Source organism: Candidatus Chlorobium masyuteum, from assembly GCF_011601315.1.
In the GTDB taxonomy this organism is placed as follows: Bacteria; Bacteroidota; Chlorobiia; order Chlorobiales; family Chlorobiaceae; genus Chlorobium; species Chlorobium masyuteum.
The window spans coordinates 84,220-98,161 of sequence record NZ_JAAORA010000005.1 but is presented as its reverse complement, the minus strand read 5'-3'; the positions used below and the strand labels follow the sequence as shown (position 1 = coordinate 98,161).

The 13,942-nt window shown below is 50.1% G+C and carries 14 protein-coding genes, 1 tRNA gene and 1 other RNA gene; 7 read left to right on the top strand and 9 right to left on the bottom strand.

What is annotated here, in order from left to right; all coding sequences use genetic code 11:
* Positions 1 to 9: 9 nt before the first annotated feature.
* Positions 10 to 1,263 carry a diaminopimelate decarboxylase gene (lysA, locus tag G9409_RS09465; RefSeq protein ID WP_166808531.1) on the bottom strand — a complete coding sequence of 418 codons (1,254 nt, stop codon included), beginning with the start codon at positions 1,261 to 1,263 and terminating at the stop codon, positions 10 to 12.
* Between the two features lie 192 nt (positions 1,264 to 1,455).
* Between lysA and rpmG the strand changes: the two genes are divergently transcribed.
* From rpmG to rnpB, 4 genes are all read left to right on the top strand, one after another.
* The gene (gene rpmG, locus G9409_RS09460) at positions 1,456 to 1,638 is read left to right on the top strand and encodes a 50S ribosomal protein L33 (RefSeq protein WP_076789353.1); all 183 of its coding nucleotides are present in this window, start codon (positions 1,456 to 1,458) and stop codon (positions 1,636 to 1,638) included.
* A gap of 67 nt (positions 1,639 to 1,705) precedes the next feature.
* A tRNA-Leu gene (locus tag G9409_RS09455) sits at positions 1,706 to 1,787 on the top strand.
* Between the two features lie 157 nt (positions 1,788 to 1,944).
* Complete coding sequence (locus G9409_RS09450) at positions 1,945 to 2,745, top strand: zinc ribbon domain-containing protein (RefSeq protein WP_006367119.1); 801 nt, start codon at positions 1,945 to 1,947, stop codon at positions 2,743 to 2,745.
* A gap of 63 nt (positions 2,746 to 2,808) precedes the next feature.
* An RNA gene (gene rnpB, locus G9409_RS09445) (RNase P RNA component class A) lies at positions 2,809 to 3,209 on the top strand.
* A 58-nt stretch (positions 3,210 to 3,267) separates the two neighbouring features.
* On the opposite strand, the gene G9409_RS09440 is transcribed toward rnpB, so the two are convergent.
* From G9409_RS09440 to hflX, 7 genes are all read right to left on the bottom strand, one after another.
* Complete coding sequence (locus tag G9409_RS09440) at positions 3,268 to 3,456, bottom strand: CPXCG motif-containing cysteine-rich protein (protein ID WP_166808530.1); 189 nt, start codon at positions 3,454 to 3,456, stop codon at positions 3,268 to 3,270.
* Between the two features lie 149 nt (positions 3,457 to 3,605).
* Complete coding sequence (locus tag G9409_RS09435; protein WP_166808529.1) at positions 3,606 to 4,763, bottom strand: pyridoxal phosphate-dependent aminotransferase; 1,158 nt, start codon at positions 4,761 to 4,763, stop codon at positions 3,606 to 3,608.
* A gap of 38 nt (positions 4,764 to 4,801) precedes the next feature.
* Positions 4,802 to 5,023 (bottom strand): hypothetical protein, encoded by a 222-nt coding sequence (locus tag G9409_RS09430; RefSeq protein ID WP_166808528.1) that lies wholly within the window; start codon positions 5,021 to 5,023, stop codon positions 4,802 to 4,804.
* Positions 5,024 to 5,230: 207 nt separating this feature from the next.
* The gene (gene pal, locus G9409_RS09425; protein WP_166808527.1) at positions 5,231 to 5,683 is read right to left on the bottom strand and encodes a peptidoglycan-associated lipoprotein Pal; all 453 of its coding nucleotides are present in this window, start codon (positions 5,681 to 5,683) and stop codon (positions 5,231 to 5,233) included.
* 308 nt (positions 5,684 to 5,991) lie between these two features.
* Positions 5,992 to 6,531 carry a hypothetical protein gene (locus G9409_RS09420; protein ID WP_166808526.1) on the bottom strand — a complete coding sequence of 180 codons (540 nt, stop codon included), beginning with the start codon at positions 6,529 to 6,531 and terminating at the stop codon, positions 5,992 to 5,994.
* A 21-nt stretch (positions 6,532 to 6,552) separates the two neighbouring features.
* A complete protein-coding gene (gene ybeY, locus G9409_RS09415) occupies positions 6,553 to 6,969 on the bottom strand; it encodes an rRNA maturation RNase YbeY (RefSeq protein WP_166808525.1) in 417 nt (138 codons plus the stop codon).
* On the bottom strand, positions 6,950 to 8,254 hold the full coding sequence (gene hflX, locus G9409_RS09410) for a GTPase HflX (protein WP_166808524.1): 1,305 nt from the start codon (positions 8,252 to 8,254) through the stop codon (positions 6,950 to 6,952). Before hflX ends, ybeY begins: the two co-directional genes overlap by 20 nt.
* Positions 8,255 to 8,461: 207 nt before the next feature.
* Between hflX and G9409_RS09405 the strand changes: the two genes are divergently transcribed.
* Together G9409_RS09405 and lysS are read left to right on the top strand one after the other, a co-directional pair.
* Positions 8,462 to 9,394, top strand: a complete 933-nt coding sequence (locus G9409_RS09405; protein ID WP_166808523.1) for a phytoene/squalene synthase family protein — start codon at positions 8,462 to 8,464, stop codon at positions 9,392 to 9,394.
* Between the two features lie 63 nt (positions 9,395 to 9,457).
* Complete coding sequence (lysS, locus tag G9409_RS09400; protein WP_166808522.1) at positions 9,458 to 11,002, top strand: lysine--tRNA ligase; 1,545 nt, start codon at positions 9,458 to 9,460, stop codon at positions 11,000 to 11,002.
* Positions 11,003 to 11,153: 151 nt separating this feature from the next.
* Here the strand turns inward: lysS and G9409_RS09395 are convergent, their stop codons facing one another.
* Positions 11,154 to 12,167 (bottom strand): NAD-dependent epimerase, encoded by a 1,014-nt coding sequence (locus G9409_RS09395; RefSeq protein ID WP_166808521.1) that lies wholly within the window; start codon positions 12,165 to 12,167, stop codon positions 11,154 to 11,156.
* A gap of 318 nt (positions 12,168 to 12,485) precedes the next feature.
* Here G9409_RS09395 and G9409_RS09390 point away from each other — a divergent pair, with 318 nt between their 5' ends.
* Positions 12,486 to 13,934 carry a circularly permuted type 2 ATP-grasp protein gene (locus tag G9409_RS09390; protein WP_166808520.1) on the top strand — a complete coding sequence of 483 codons (1,449 nt, stop codon included), beginning with the start codon at positions 12,486 to 12,488 and terminating at the stop codon, positions 13,932 to 13,934.
* Positions 13,935 to 13,942: the final 8 nt, after the last annotated feature.

Below are 13,942 nucleotides of genomic sequence, written 5' to 3'. Positions count from 1 at the left end.
CCGGCCAGCTCAGAGCAGTTCATTCTGGATGAGCTGTTCATAGGTCTCACGTTTCCGGATCAGCTTCACCTCGCTTCCATTGACAAGAACCTCCGCAGGACGCAGCCGGCCATTGTAGTTGCTGCCCATAACGGCGGCATAGGCACCGGCGGACATCACTGCAAGCAGCTCTCCCTCTTCAGCCGCATCAATTTCACGATGGCGGGCAAAAAAGTCGCTTGACTCGCAGACCGGCCCGACCACATCGGCAACAACAGATTGTTCATGACTGGTCACGGCAAGAATTTCATGGTGAGCCTGATAGAGCGCCGGCCGGATCAGCTCGGTCATTCCCGCATCAACAACAAAAAACTCCTTGCCGGTATGATTCCGCTTTTTATAGAGAATCCTGGTCAGCAGTACTGATGCATTGGCAACAAAAGAGCGGCCGGGCTCAAAAATAACCGTAACACCGGCAGGCTTGAGCATCGGAATAAGCTTTTCGGCGAAATGAGCAATCGGTGTGGCCGGTTTAAGCGGATCGTAGGTCACCGGAAACCCTCCGCCTATATCGAGATATGCAACCCCGAAACCCATCTCCTTTGTGGCGCTGAAGATATCGAGCAGCTTGGTGGTTGCCGCCACATAGTATTCCGGATCAAATATCTGCGATCCTATATGCATATCCAGCCCGATCAGACGGAGATTCTGCAGCTGGGGAAGCAACGCAAAAACTGCAGGAAGCTCCCCTTCATCAATACCGAACTTCTCCTTGCTGTCACCGGTAGTGATGTACGGGTGTGTTTCGGCCGTGACATTTGGATTGATTCTGATTGCGATGTTCGCGGTGACTTCAAGCTCCCCGGCAATACGATTGATGGCGCGAAGTTCTGAAAGCGACTCTGCCTTGAGCATAAGCACCCCGCTTTTGAGTGCGTAGGCAATCTCTTCAGGTTTCTTGCCGACTCCGGCAAAGATGATTTTTTCAGCTGCCACCCCAGCCTTGAGGGCACGGAAGAGTTCTCCTCCTGAATTGACATCACATCCGCAACCGAGTTCAGCAAATGTTCTGATAACCGACAGATTATAGTTGGCTTTGACTGAATAGCAGGTAAAATGCGGCAAATCGGCAAACGCATGCTCGAAAGCCCTGTAACTTCCGGCAAGACTCTTTGCCGCGGTCACAAAAAGAGGGGTTCCAAAGGTGTCGGCAAGCTTTTCAAGTGAGATCCCGTCACAGGAGAGCGTTCTGCCGTTATAGTGAATTAGATTACTGTCGAGCACGGTGTTGGTTCCGGTTATTGAATTTTTATAGCGATACACTCCAGATCAAAGGCGCAAAGGGCTCTGCCCTGAGGCAGGTTAAAAATACTCTTTCTCACGTTATCACGGAAAGAAAAAACCCTTAACTTGCAAATTCACCCTGAAGGGTTTATATTCACAACTCTTTACAACTTATACCGGATCGGGGTTACCATGGCAAAAGGAAAGGAAAACAGAATCGTTATCACCCTTGAGTGCACTGAAGCAAAAAAGGAAGGAAAAACGGTTTCACGATATACAACCACAAAAAACAAGAAAAATACGACTGATCGTCTTATCTTGAAGAAGTACAATCCCAACCTGCAGCGTCATACCCTGCACAAGGAGATCAAGTAACGCTCTCTATTCGTCACGTAAGACAGAAAAGAGTCTGCTTTTTGCTCCGGTTGAAGCATAACGCATTGCCCGAATGGCGGAATTGGTAGACGCACGCGTTTCAGGGACGCGCGCCGCAAGGTGTAGGAGTTCGAGTCTCCTTTCGGGCACAAAAAAATCTACCGCGATATGCAGATGAAATCACACAATACATGTTCTGCGATCGATAACGATCAGACAGGCTTTCTTACATACACAGCAGGGTGCGCACCTTTTCCCGGAAAAGGTGCTTTTTTTATGATTTAACAATCCAAACCATCAGCCGTAGTGGATCATACCAAAATAAACCTTCTTGTCAGGCTACAGCATCTTGACAACCAGATAGAAAGCATCGTCAGCCTTCAGAAAGGTCTCCCGGAGGAGATAACCGCACTTGATGAAGACCTGGCCTTTACCAATCGCCAGATCGAGTCACGCAAAAAAGTTGCCGATGATCACCTGAAACTGCGTCAGAAGCTCCATGAAACCATCAACGAGTGCAAGGACAAAATCAGATCCTTCAAGGAGAAGCAGACACTCGCCCGCAATAACAAGGAGTATGATGCACTTTCCAAGCAGATTGAATATGAAGAGAAGGAGATAGCCCAGGCGGAAATCCAGCTTCAGGACATTGCTCATGCAGAACAGCGTGCACAGGAGATTCAGCAGAAAGGCCGTCAGCTTATCACCGAGAACCGCTATGACGAAATTTCAGAAGAGATGATGCCGGACGATATTCTCCAGCAGCAGCTTGAAGATCTTACCCGGCAGCTCGAACAGAAAAGAGAGGAGCTGGAGGGAATTGTTATTGAAACCGCCGAGGATGTTGACTCCCTGAAGAAAAAGGTTGCTGCTCAGCGTGCACTTATTACCAAAGAGGCCAGACGCCTGCTTGATAAATATGACCATCTCAGAAGCGGCACCCTGCAGAATGCAGTCGTCAGGCTGAACAGAAATGCCTGTTCAGGATGTAATACCAGGGTTCCGACCAACCGTCACACCATGATTGTGCAGGGTGGCTTCTATCTTTGCGAGTCATGCGGCCGGATTGTAGTCCATGAGCGCCTTTTTGAAGAAGCCGAGTTGTAAGGAGAAGAGAGGCACTCCGGTGCCGGAACGATCGCAGTTCCATTAGAGTTGTTATAATTGCTGAAACCGCAAGTGTGCAGTCGCTGTGCAGCATCAGGCCGCACAGAGGAAAGTCCGAACTTCACAGGGCAGGGTGCCGGTCGAGAGCCGAAAGGCTCAAGCCCGGGGATGACGGCGCAAGCCGGTTATCACAGAGAGTGCAACAGAAAACAGACCGCTCCGGACGGCCGGAGTAAGGGTGAAACGGCGGTGTAAGAGACCACCAGGCAGTGCAGTAATGCACTGCGCTTGGCAAACCTCCCCGAAGCAAGGCTAAATAGGAAAACTTTTCCCTCCGGGGAAAGAGAGCGGCCCGTTCAATTCCGAAAGGAGAGTTTTCGGGTAAGCCGCATCAGATAAATGGCTGCAGTTTTATCCGGACTCCGGATAATCCACAGAATTCGGCTTACAGCTTCGGTTTCAGCTTTTTTTTAGAAACGAACTCCATCCGATCCGGAATCCGCCGGAGTTGCGTTCAGCGGCCTACTCTTCCGGTCTGGCCTCCACCGATGTAATTCCTTTATCCGAAAATGCCACCGAAACGGTGACCGGTTTGCAGCAAACCGGACAATCCTCCTGAAACTCCTGATCCCCTTCCGAGCAATCAACCTGAAGCTCCATAAGCTCTCCGCAGTAAGGACAGGCTACGGATACCCTTTCAACAATATTCATTACTACTCCCTCTTCTGTTTGGTTAACTACTCCCGAGAGCCAGTTAATGGTAACAACAATGAGGGGTGAGGGGTTTCATCTGTCAGAAAAAGAGAGTGTACTGCTGCGCTTCTTATGGTTGATGGCGTCGCTCTGAAAAAAGTTTCCCTTCAGGCCAGGATCTGAAGGCGATGGCCTGCCTCCTCCAGTACAGCATCCTCTTTGGCAAAACAGAAGCGAACCATCGACTCGCCACGGCCATCATGATAGAATGCACTGGCAGGCACGCTGGCGACCCCGCTCTTCCGGAGGATGTGCATGGCCCGCTCTTTGGCACTCTTGCCGGGTATACGGGATACATCGGCAAGCACATAATAGGCGCCATCGGGAATGGAGGGCACAAGCCCTGCCCGTGTAAGGGCACGGCAGAAGAGGTCCCGCTTCGCTTCATATTCAACGGAAAGTGCCCGGTAATAGTCGTCACCAAGCTCAAGCAATCCTTTTGCAACGCCGATCTGGAGAGGAGCAGGTGCACAGACGTAGACAAGATCATTGAAGTAGCCGATAGCCTGTGCCCAGCGCGCATCACAGAGAGCATAGCCGATCCTCCAGCCGGTGACGCTGAAGGTTTTTGATGCACCCGATACCGTAATGGTCCTCTCCTTCATGCCCGGGAGGGCGGAAAATGAGTGGTGAGTCCGGCCGCCATAGAGAAAATGCTCGTATATCTCATCAGTAAAGACAAACAGATCATAACGCTCCGCAAACAGAGCGATCAGCTCAAGCTCTTCAGTGGTAAAGACCTTTCCGGAGGGGTTGGCCGGCGTATTGACAATGATCCCTTTCGTTCGCGGCGTCACCAGATGCTCCAGGTCATGAGTGCTGAACGACCAGTCGGGAAGACGAAGAGGAAGATAGACCGGTACGGCTTCCGACGCCTGCAGCGTGCTGACATGATAGCCGTAGAAGGGCTCAAAAAGAATCACCTCATCTCCGGGGTTCAACAGGGCCTGAAACGCACAATAAAGCGCCCCCGTCGCACCGGCACTGACAATAATTTCCGACTCGGGATCGACATTGATTCCGGAAAATCGTTTCTGCTTCTGGGCAACAGCCTCCCGGAGAGTCAACAGACCGGCATAGTGGGTATAGGTATTCACCCCCTCCCGGATCGCCTCCCGTGCACCCTCCTGAACGATATCAGGTACAGGAGTATCACAGACTCCCTGCGAAAGATTGATGCCGCCGACGCGACGGCACTCATTCGACATATTGCGGATTTCCGATTGCATCACGCATCCGTGACGCTCGCTTAGGGTAAGAGCCATAACGTTTTTTATGCTTGAAGAAACTCCTGTGCTGAAACTTAAAATGAAGGGCCCTCCTGAAACACGCTGTGAAAGCCCCACATGGTACCGAAAAGTGTCATCAGGAGTGTCATGATCAACGAGATCACTGCTGAAAAAATAATAAGCGCGGGAATGCTTGCAAAAACCATCTTCACCATAAACAGGACCATGGACCAGAAAGGCATGCGGATATCCGTCACTACAACTCTCTCTGCGTCCTGATTTTTCACGTCGTTCATCGTACCCTCTCCTTGAATGTTAATTCGCAAGTAGCAATCAGAAGAACTTACAAAATCAGAAAAGAAACCATACGGTTACAGAGGGAAAATGCACATGAAGAGGGTGCAAACCATCGAACATTCAACGAAAAGGGTGTTTGATGGATAAAAAAAAGGGCAGGCATTTTCACTGCCTGCCCCAAAGAGTGTGTTTACACCCTGATCTTCTTATTCACCAACGAAGTGAGCGCGTCTGTTCTGAGCCCAGGCCTCTTCGGTGTTTCCCTGTGCAAATGGTCTCTCCTCGCCATAGCTGACCGTCTTAACACGGGCGGCATCGGTGCCAAGATTAACAACGAAATCTCTGGCTGCAGCTGCACGGCGTTCGCCAAGCGCAAGGTTATACTCGGCAGTACCCCTGTTGTCGCAATGGCCTTCAACAACCACTTTTTGGGAGGGATTTGCCTGTAACCACTGAGCATTGGTCTTGAGCTGATCAACCGCATCGGTGCGAATATCTGATTTATCAAAATCAAAAAATACATCACCGAGAACAGGAACAACTGCCGGCGGAGGGGGAGGAGGAGGTGCAACCGCAACTTCCTTTTCACTGCCGCAGGCTCCAAGCAAAAGCATTGCCGGAATTATCAGAGTTTTGAATAAAGGGCTGACTGTTTTCATTTTTATTTTATTTTTATTGTTAATGCATGAAAAGAACTCAACTTCACACTGTCTCCACAAAGTAAATCTTCATTTTAATCTAATATTTTCATCGGAATTATTTTGTACTCTATAAAAAAAAGCATGTATTTTCCCCTCTCAATATATTTTCCTTTATAGTTGGCTATTGCGGGCCCTATCCGGAATTGAACGCAGAGAATGAGCGGGGAAAATACCTCACGATACCCGGAACCCTTTAGTTACATAAGGGGGACCAGCGAAGCAATCACAGGGTTAAAACAGAAGAACAGCGGCGGACCAAAACTCCCTCAGGGCAGTGAAAACGTCCGGTACCGGTAAAGAAAAGCAATGGTACCGATCTTCTCGTTCAGTCCCATGACCGGAACAAGGTAGAGGCTTTCTCCTTCCCTGACACGATACGATACCGTTCCCGGAGCATCAAGGCGGAAACCGGGATAGCGAAGATAAAAAGAGCTCCCCTGAATTTTCCGGTCTGTCGATACCCTGACGGTACCGGAGGGATCAACAAGCATGATCAAGCCGAACCCTTTTCTTTTTACAAGCTGACTGAAATACTCATCAATCTGCTCATAGTTTTGTTTGATAAGCTCCTTTCTGACCGACCAGGAAAGAGGAACTGCAAAGAGGGCAATATCCTGACGCTGCAAATCGACAAACCGGCTCCCGGCAAGCTCTCTCTGCTCGTCCAGCTTTCGTTCACCAAGGTAGCGAACAACAACAATCCCGCCGGCAAGCAGCAGCATAACAAGCATGGTGGTAACAAGAAGAAAACGGCGCCAGAACGACGGTTTCGGCTGCGAAGAATCAAAATCGTTGCTGCTCTTCATGATTCGGGAAATTTTAACAGGTTAGTTCCGGGCAAGACGGGCGAGATAGAAAGCCTCTTTCTCCTGCATGCCTGCCCTCTCTTCCGGCGACTGATCATCGTAGCCGATGAGATGCAGGGCCGAATGAATGGTTACGCGAAGAAGCTCCTGGAGAAAATCGGCATCAAATCTGGCGGCGTTTTCCCGCACAACATCAAGTGAAATATAAAACTCACCATCAACTTCACGATCCTTGCTGTACCGGAAGGTGACCGTATCAGTAGGATAGTCATGGCCGAGAAACTCCCGGTTGATACGCTGGATCATTTTATTGCCGCAATAGACACCGACAACAGAGTCAACGGTAAACTCTTCGGTTTCAAGAACCAGAAGTACAGCATCGCTGAGCAGCTGCTCGGGAACCTCCCTTCTGGTGGTATTATGAATCTGTAATGTCATAGTGGAGTGGTTCTGATGCACCGACAAGTGCATCGATATGTTTGATCCTGTTTTTATGCACCCTGAAGGTCAGTTCAACATCCTCATCAAGATAGCGCTTCTCAATCACTTCGGTATTCTCGTAAAGATAACCGATCAGTTTGTAGTTGGAGACATGCGTCAGAATTTTCCGCTCCTTGTAGTCACGGGCAACATACTTTCCGATAATCTCCTTGAGAACAGGGATGTTCACACCCCTTGCTGCGGAAATAAAGACCGCGTCAGGATATTTAGCCCGTATTGACTTCAGGAGCTCCTGATCTTCAAGCGCATCGATCTTGTTGAACACCTCAATGAAGTTTTCATGATCAACGCCAAGCTCCTTGAGGGTCTCGCGCACCACCTGCATCTGATCCTCAAAGCCGGGATGACTGATATCAATCACATGAAGCAGAAAATCGGCCTGAAGGACCTCATCAAGCGTTGACTTGAAACTTTCAACAAGATGGTGCGGCAGTTTACGGATAAAACCGACCGTATCGGAGAGCAGAACCAGCTTGTTGATACTCAGCTCCAGCCTTCGGGTTTTGGTATCGAGCGTGGCGAAAAGACGGTTTTCGGCAAAAGCCTCTGCCTCAGGACAGAGAATATTCATGAGGGTGGACTTGCCGGCATTGGTGTAGCCGACAAGTGCAACCCTCGGCACCGTCTGACGGCCTCTGGTCTGGGTATTATGCTGCAGCGAAACCTCGCGAAGCTTTTTTTTCAGCAGGGAGATTCGGTTACGGACCAGACGGCGGTCGGTCTCGATCTGGGTCTCACCCGGCCCCTTGCTGCCGATACCTCCCTTCTGTTTTGAAAGATGGGTCCAGGCTCCGGAGAGGCGGGGCAGCATATATTCAAGCTGGGCAAGTTCAACCTGCATCCTGGCCTGGGCAGACTGCGCCCTTATGGCAAAAATCTGCAGGATCAGACCTGTACGGTCAATCACCTTGCACTCAAGCGCCCGCTCAAGGTTTCTGGCCTGACCGGGTGTAAGATCATCATCAAAAATCACAAGATCGACCTCATGCTCTTTGACAAACGGAATCAGTTCATCAACCTTCCCCTTTCCGATGCAGTAGGCCGGATCGCGAATTTTTTTCTCCTGTATGTACGATTCAATGACATCGGCACCGGCCGTATCAGCAAGAAAAGCCAGTTCAGCAAGATACTCCTCTACAAGAGCGCGGGGTGTTTCAGGCTGGGAACAGAGACCGACAAGAACAGCCTTTTCCCGTTTATTATCAGAAGGAAGAGTATTCAAAAGGGGGATGTAATTATGTAACTATTTAAATGAAAACGATCTGTAACCTGGCATGTTGCTATATTACAACCATTGTTTTATCTTGACAACTCTTCTTGTAAACAAACTCGTTACGTAAAAAGTTACACATTTTTCTTTCACGGCATACCGTAAACGGGTAAACGAGCTGTGATGACAGGAACAGGCTAATATAAGCGCGGATGTCAGATGAACTACAGCTATAACGGAAAAACTGCCATCAAGGATCCTGAAAAGAGGATAACGCTTGAAAACGCTTATCAATACTGTCGGCAGATTTCACAGCATCACGCAAAAACATTCTACCTTGCAACCCTCTTTCTGCCAAAAAGGCAGCAGAACCCGATATTTGCAATCTACGCCCTCTTGCGCACGGTGGACGATCTGGTGGATATGGCCGAGGAGAAGCTGACAAACGGCCAGATTACCAAAGAGGAGATTCAGCGCCTGCTTGAAGGGTGGAAATCAAGACTTAAAGCCTGTTATGCCGGCGAGAGTGTAAATGACCCTATCCTGATGGCCTGGCAGGATACGCTCAAAAGTTTCCCGATTCCGATAGAGTACCCGCTCGACCTGATGGACGGCGTTGCCATGGATATTGTGTTCAAACCCTTCGAAACCTTTGAGGAGCTCTATGTCTACTGCTACAAGGTCGCCTCGGTTGTCGGGCTCATGACTTCCGAAATTTTCGGTTACCGCGACAAACAGGCACTGCAGCACGCCATTGAACTTGGTATAGCCATGCAGCTTACCAACATCCTGCGCGACATCGGGGAAGATGTTGACCGCGGAAGAATCTACCTCCCTCTTGAAGATCTCCGCCGCTTCAACTATTCAGAGGAGGAGTTCATGAAGAAAACCAATAATGAAAACTTCCGGAATCTCATAAAGTTTCAGATTGAGCGGGCAAGAAGCTACTATCGCTCTTCTGAAAAAGGGATTCCCATGCTTGAAAAGCATAGCCGCTTTGCCGTCGGTATCAGCAGCATTAATTACTGCAACATTTTAAATGCGATAGAAAAAAACGGATACGATGTCTTTTCAAAACGCGCCTATCGCTCTTTCTATCAGAAAATCCGCACCATTCCATTTGTCTGGTATAAAACCCGTATAGCCTCCTGACGAAAGGGGTGCTTTGTACCAACCATATTTTTTCACCTCCAGAATTTCAAGGCAAAAGTAATCATGAGCAAGGAAAACGCACAGAATCCGGATAACCAGCATACACCAGACCAGACGCCCCAGCTCTCACTGAACGACCAGATGCAGCGCCGGCTTGAAGAGCGGCAGCACCTTCTTGACGCCGGAATAAACCCCTACCCATGCCATTTCGATGTCACCAGCTTCTCCCTGGATATTATTGCAAACTTCCTCGAAGAGGCCAAAGAGCCGGTTGCCGTTGCAGGCAGAATCATGACCATCAGAAAGATGGGCAAGGCATCGTTCTTCCATATCCAGGATTCAAGGGGAAAAATCCAGATCTACCTGAAAAAGGATGAAGTGGGTGACACGGCCTACGACACCTTCAAACTGCTTGATATCGGTGATATTGTAGGCGTCAAAGGCTATACCTTCAAAACGAGAACCGGAGAGATCTCGGTTCATGCCGAATCATTTGAACTGCTCAGTAAATCGCTACGCCCCATTCCTGTTCCGAAGGAGAAGGAGGTTGATGGCGAGAAGGTGGTTTTTGACGCATTCAGCGACCGCGAGCAGCGCTACCGTCAGCGCTATGTTGATCTGATTGTCAACCCTGAAGTCCGACAGACCTTTGTCAAGCGGAGTGCCGTTGTATCTTTCATGCGGCAGTTCTTCTCGTCACAAGGGTGGCTTGAAGTTGAAACCCCTATTTTGCAGCCGATATACGGAGGGGCCGCTGCCCGTCCCTTCACGACACACCACAATGCGCTCGACATGGAACTCTACCTGCGCATAGCCAACGAACTCTATCTCAAACGGCTCATTGTCGGAGGGTTTGACGGGGTCTTCGAATTTGCCAAGGATTTCCGCAATGAGGGTATCGACCGCTTCCACAACCCCGAGTTCACCCAGGTCGAGCTCTACGTAGCCTACAAGGATTACAACTGGATGATGGAGCTTGTCGAGGAGCTCTTCTACCGCACTGCGCTTGAGGTCAACAAGAGCGAGGTCACGCTCTTTCTCGGCAACGAAATCAGCCTGAAACCGCCGTTCAAACGTCTGAGCATTATCGACGCCATCGAAGAGTACAGCGGCAAGAATATCAGAGGGAAGTCCGAGGTGGAGCTTCGAAATGTCGCCAAGGATCTCGGACTTGAACTCGATCCCAAAATCAGCAGCGGCAAGATTATCGACGAGATATTCGGCGAGTTTGTAGAACCAAAGCTTATTCAGCCGACCTTTATCACCGACTATCCCACCGAGATGTCTCCCCTTGCCAAGGAGCACCGTTCACAGCCGGGAATTGTTGAGCGCTTTGAATTGATTGTCGGCGGAAAAGAGGTGTGTAACTCCTTTTCAGAGCTGAACGATCCGGTTGTTCAGCGTGAACGGCTTGAATCTCAGGCAAAACTCCGCCAGCGCGGAGATGAAGAGGCCATGATTGTTGATGAGGACTTCCTTCGAGCCCTTGAGTACGGCATGCCGCCATGCGCAGGCCTCGGAATCGGCATCGACCGCATGGTTATGCTCATTACCGGCCAGGACTCCATAAGGGACGTCATCTTCTTCCCCCACATGAAGCCGGAGTAAAAAAAATACCGGGGGCACAGGTTAACTATGCCCCCGGTATAGCACTCTTATTCTTCCATAGGACCTATAGGACCCATACGACTTATGGGTCCTATAAAGAGCTTGAGAGGCTTGAACGGAATTGCAGCTCTATTCGAGCTAATGTGCTTATTTACAGCTTCACCTTGTAGTACTCCCGGTACCACGCCACAAACCGCTTTATTCCCTCCTGAACGGTTGTTTCGGGCTTGTAGTGAACATCCTGCATCAACTGATCAACATCGGCATAGGTGTCGGGCACATCGCCGGGCTGAAGCGGCAGATACTCCTTTTCGGCGGTTTTGCCAAGCTGATCTTCAATCGCCTTGATGTAGTCCATCAGATCGACCGGATTGCTGTTGCCGATATTGTAAACCCTCCAGGGAGCCCTGCTCGTTCCGGGATCAGGCTTCAGACCCGACCACTCGGGATTGGGCTCGGCAGTGTGATCGAGCGTCCTGATAATCCCTTCGGTAATATCATCGACAAAGGTAAAGTCGCGACGGTGCTTGCCGTAGTTGAAAACCTTGATGGGTTTGTTGTTGACTATGGCATCGGTAAAAAGAAAGAGTGCCATATCCGGTCTGCCCCAGGGGCCGTAAACGGTAAAGAAACGGAGTCCGGTTGTCGGTAGATTGTAGAGATGGCTGTAGGTGTGGGCCATCAGCTCGTTGGCCTTTTTGCTGGCTGCATAGAGCGAGAGCGGATGATCGACATTGTCATGTACCGAAAAGGGCATGGTCTCGTTGGCACCGTAGACCGAACTTGAGGATGCGTAGACAAGATGCTTCACCCCGTTATGACGGCACCCTTCAAGAATATTGGTAAACCCCACAATGTTGCTCTCGATATAGGCATGGGGGTTGATCAGGGAGTAGCGCACACCGGCCTGTGCGGCAAGGTTGACCACCTTTTCAAATTCGCCCGACCGGAAAAGCTCTTCCATCGCGGTGCGGTCAGCGATATCCATCCTTACAAAGCGGAACCCAGCATAGGGAAGCAGCATCGACAGCCTTGCCTCCTTGAGTGAAACATCATAGTAATCGTTCATGTTGTCAATGCCCGTTACCTCTTCACCCCTTTCAAGCAGCTGCTTGCAGACGTGAAAACCTATAAACCCGGCAGCACCGGTTACCAGTATTTTCATTTCGTGTATTTCGTTTAATGCGTTATGACGGGCAGATATATAGCCGGCCTGAAATTCAATTTAAGAATAATACCATTACTATCGAAACCTGTGTTGGCGGAGCTCTCCCCTGCCGTTCCGGCAACGCCCTGACTCGCACCGGTCAGAGGAGAAGAACAACACTCAGATAAAGCCTGCACGACAGGAGCAACAGGAACAGAAAAATGTAATTTTCTTCAATTTTGTAACTTTTTTAGGTCATAATCATAATTATCCGAATTTTTTTAAGTATATACCGTATAGTAATTGGAACTGACAGCAACGAGACGACAGAGCCGTATGACCCGCTTTTTTGAGAGCTACGAAGCAGATCCCGCCCGGTTTTTTGATGAGGTGATTTCAAAAGAGGGAATCCCCCGGCAGCACTATGACAAACTGCTTCACCGTTTTGGCCAGTTTTCACTGGATGACATCAAGGCCCGTCGGCAGATAGTCAACATCTTCTTTCGAAACCAGGGCATTACCTTCACCGTCTACGGCGTGGAGGAGGGCATAGAACGGATTTTCCCTTTCGACCTTATCCCGAGAGTGGTACCGGCAAACGAGTGGCAGACTATTGAAAAAGGGCTGATACAGCGGATCACAGCGCTCAACGCCTTTTTGCACGATATCTATCATGGCCAGAAAATTCTCAAGGACAAGGTGATTCCCGCGGAACTGGTTCTCGGCAGCAAGCACTTCCGGCGCGAGTTTGTCGGCGTCAATCCCCCGCTCGGCATCTACATTCATGTCACCGGAAGCGATATTATCCGTGACGGTGAGGGCAACTATCTGGTACTTGAAGACAACCTGCGCACCCCGAGCGGCGTATCCTACATGCTGCAGAACCGCCAGGCGATGAAGCGGGCATTCCCGGTACTCTTTGAAAAATACAAGATCCGGCCGATCGAAAACTACCCGCAAGAGCTGCTGCGAACCCTGCAGGAGATCAGCCCCGTGCGAAGAAACGAACCCAATGTGGTGGTGCTTACCCCCGGAATCTACAACTCCGCATACTTCGAACACAGCTTCCTTGCCCGCCAGATGGGTGTTGAACTGACCGAGGGGAAGGATCTTGTTGTCAATAACAACAAGGTCTATACCAGAACCACCCGGGGCCTTGAGCGTGTCGATGTCATCTATCGCCGCGTGGACGATGACTATCTCGATCCTCTGGTCTTCCGGCCCGACTCCAAGCTCGGCGTTGCCGGTCTCATCAACGCCTACCGTAAAGGGAATGTTGCACTCGCCAATGCCATCGGCGCAGGTGTTGCTGACGACAAGGTGATCTACAGCTTTACACCCGATATCATCAAATACTATCTCGGTGAGGATCCCATACTGCAGATAGTACCGACATGGCTGCCGAGCAAACCGGCCCATCTCAAATACATTCTCGAAAACCTCGATACGCTGGTCGTGAAAGCGGCCAATGAATCAGGCGGATACGGCATGCTGATCGGGCCGGAATCAACCGTTGCCGAGCAGGAGAAGTTTGCCGAGATGATTGTTGCCAATCCGCGCAACTATATTGCTCAGCCGACCATTTCACTCTCGCGCCATCCGAGCTTTTTTAATGACAGCGAGATCTTCGGATGTCATATCGACCTTCGCCCCTATGTATTGTACGGCAAAACGGTTACCATAGTCCCCGGCGGCCTGACAAGGGTAGCGCTCAAGCGCGGATCGCTGGTGGTAAACTCCTCTCAGGGCGGCGGAAGCAAGGATACCTGGGTTGTAGACGAATAAATAATTAA

What these genes read in the sequence shown, in the direction of transcription:
- rpmG (WP_076789353.1), top strand. Translation starts at nt 1,456, where the DNA reads ATGGCAAAAGGAAAGGAAAACAGAATCGTTATCACCCTTGAGTGCACT.
- G9409_RS09440 (WP_166808530.1), bottom strand. Translation starts at nt 3,456, where the DNA reads ATGAATATTGTTGAAAGGGTATCCGTAGCCTGTCCTTACTGCGGAGAG.
- G9409_RS09435 (WP_166808529.1), bottom strand. Translation starts at nt 4,763, where the DNA reads ATGGCTCTTACCCTAAGCGAGCGTCACGGATGCGTGATGCAATCGGAA.
- G9409_RS09430 (WP_166808528.1), bottom strand. Translation starts at nt 5,023, where the DNA reads ATGAACGACGTGAAAAATCAGGACGCAGAGAGAGTTGTAGTGACGGAT.
- pal (WP_166808527.1), bottom strand. Translation starts at nt 5,683, where the DNA reads ATGAAAACAGTCAGCCCTTTATTCAAAACTCTGATAATTCCGGCAATG.
- G9409_RS09420 (WP_166808526.1), bottom strand. Translation starts at nt 6,531, where the DNA reads ATGAAGAGCAGCAACGATTTTGATTCTTCGCAGCCGAAACCGTCGTTC.
- ybeY (WP_166808525.1), bottom strand. Translation starts at nt 6,969, where the DNA reads ATGACATTACAGATTCATAATACCACCAGAAGGGAGGTTCCCGAGCAG.
- G9409_RS09405 (WP_166808523.1), top strand. Translation starts at nt 8,462, where the DNA reads ATGAACTACAGCTATAACGGAAAAACTGCCATCAAGGATCCTGAAAAG.
- lysS (WP_166808522.1), top strand. Translation starts at nt 9,458, where the DNA reads ATGAGCAAGGAAAACGCACAGAATCCGGATAACCAGCATACACCAGAC.
- G9409_RS09395 (WP_166808521.1), bottom strand. Translation starts at nt 12,167, where the DNA reads ATGAAAATACTGGTAACCGGTGCTGCCGGGTTTATAGGTTTTCACGTC.
- G9409_RS09390 (WP_166808520.1), top strand. Translation starts at nt 12,486, where the DNA reads ATGACCCGCTTTTTTGAGAGCTACGAAGCAGATCCCGCCCGGTTTTTT.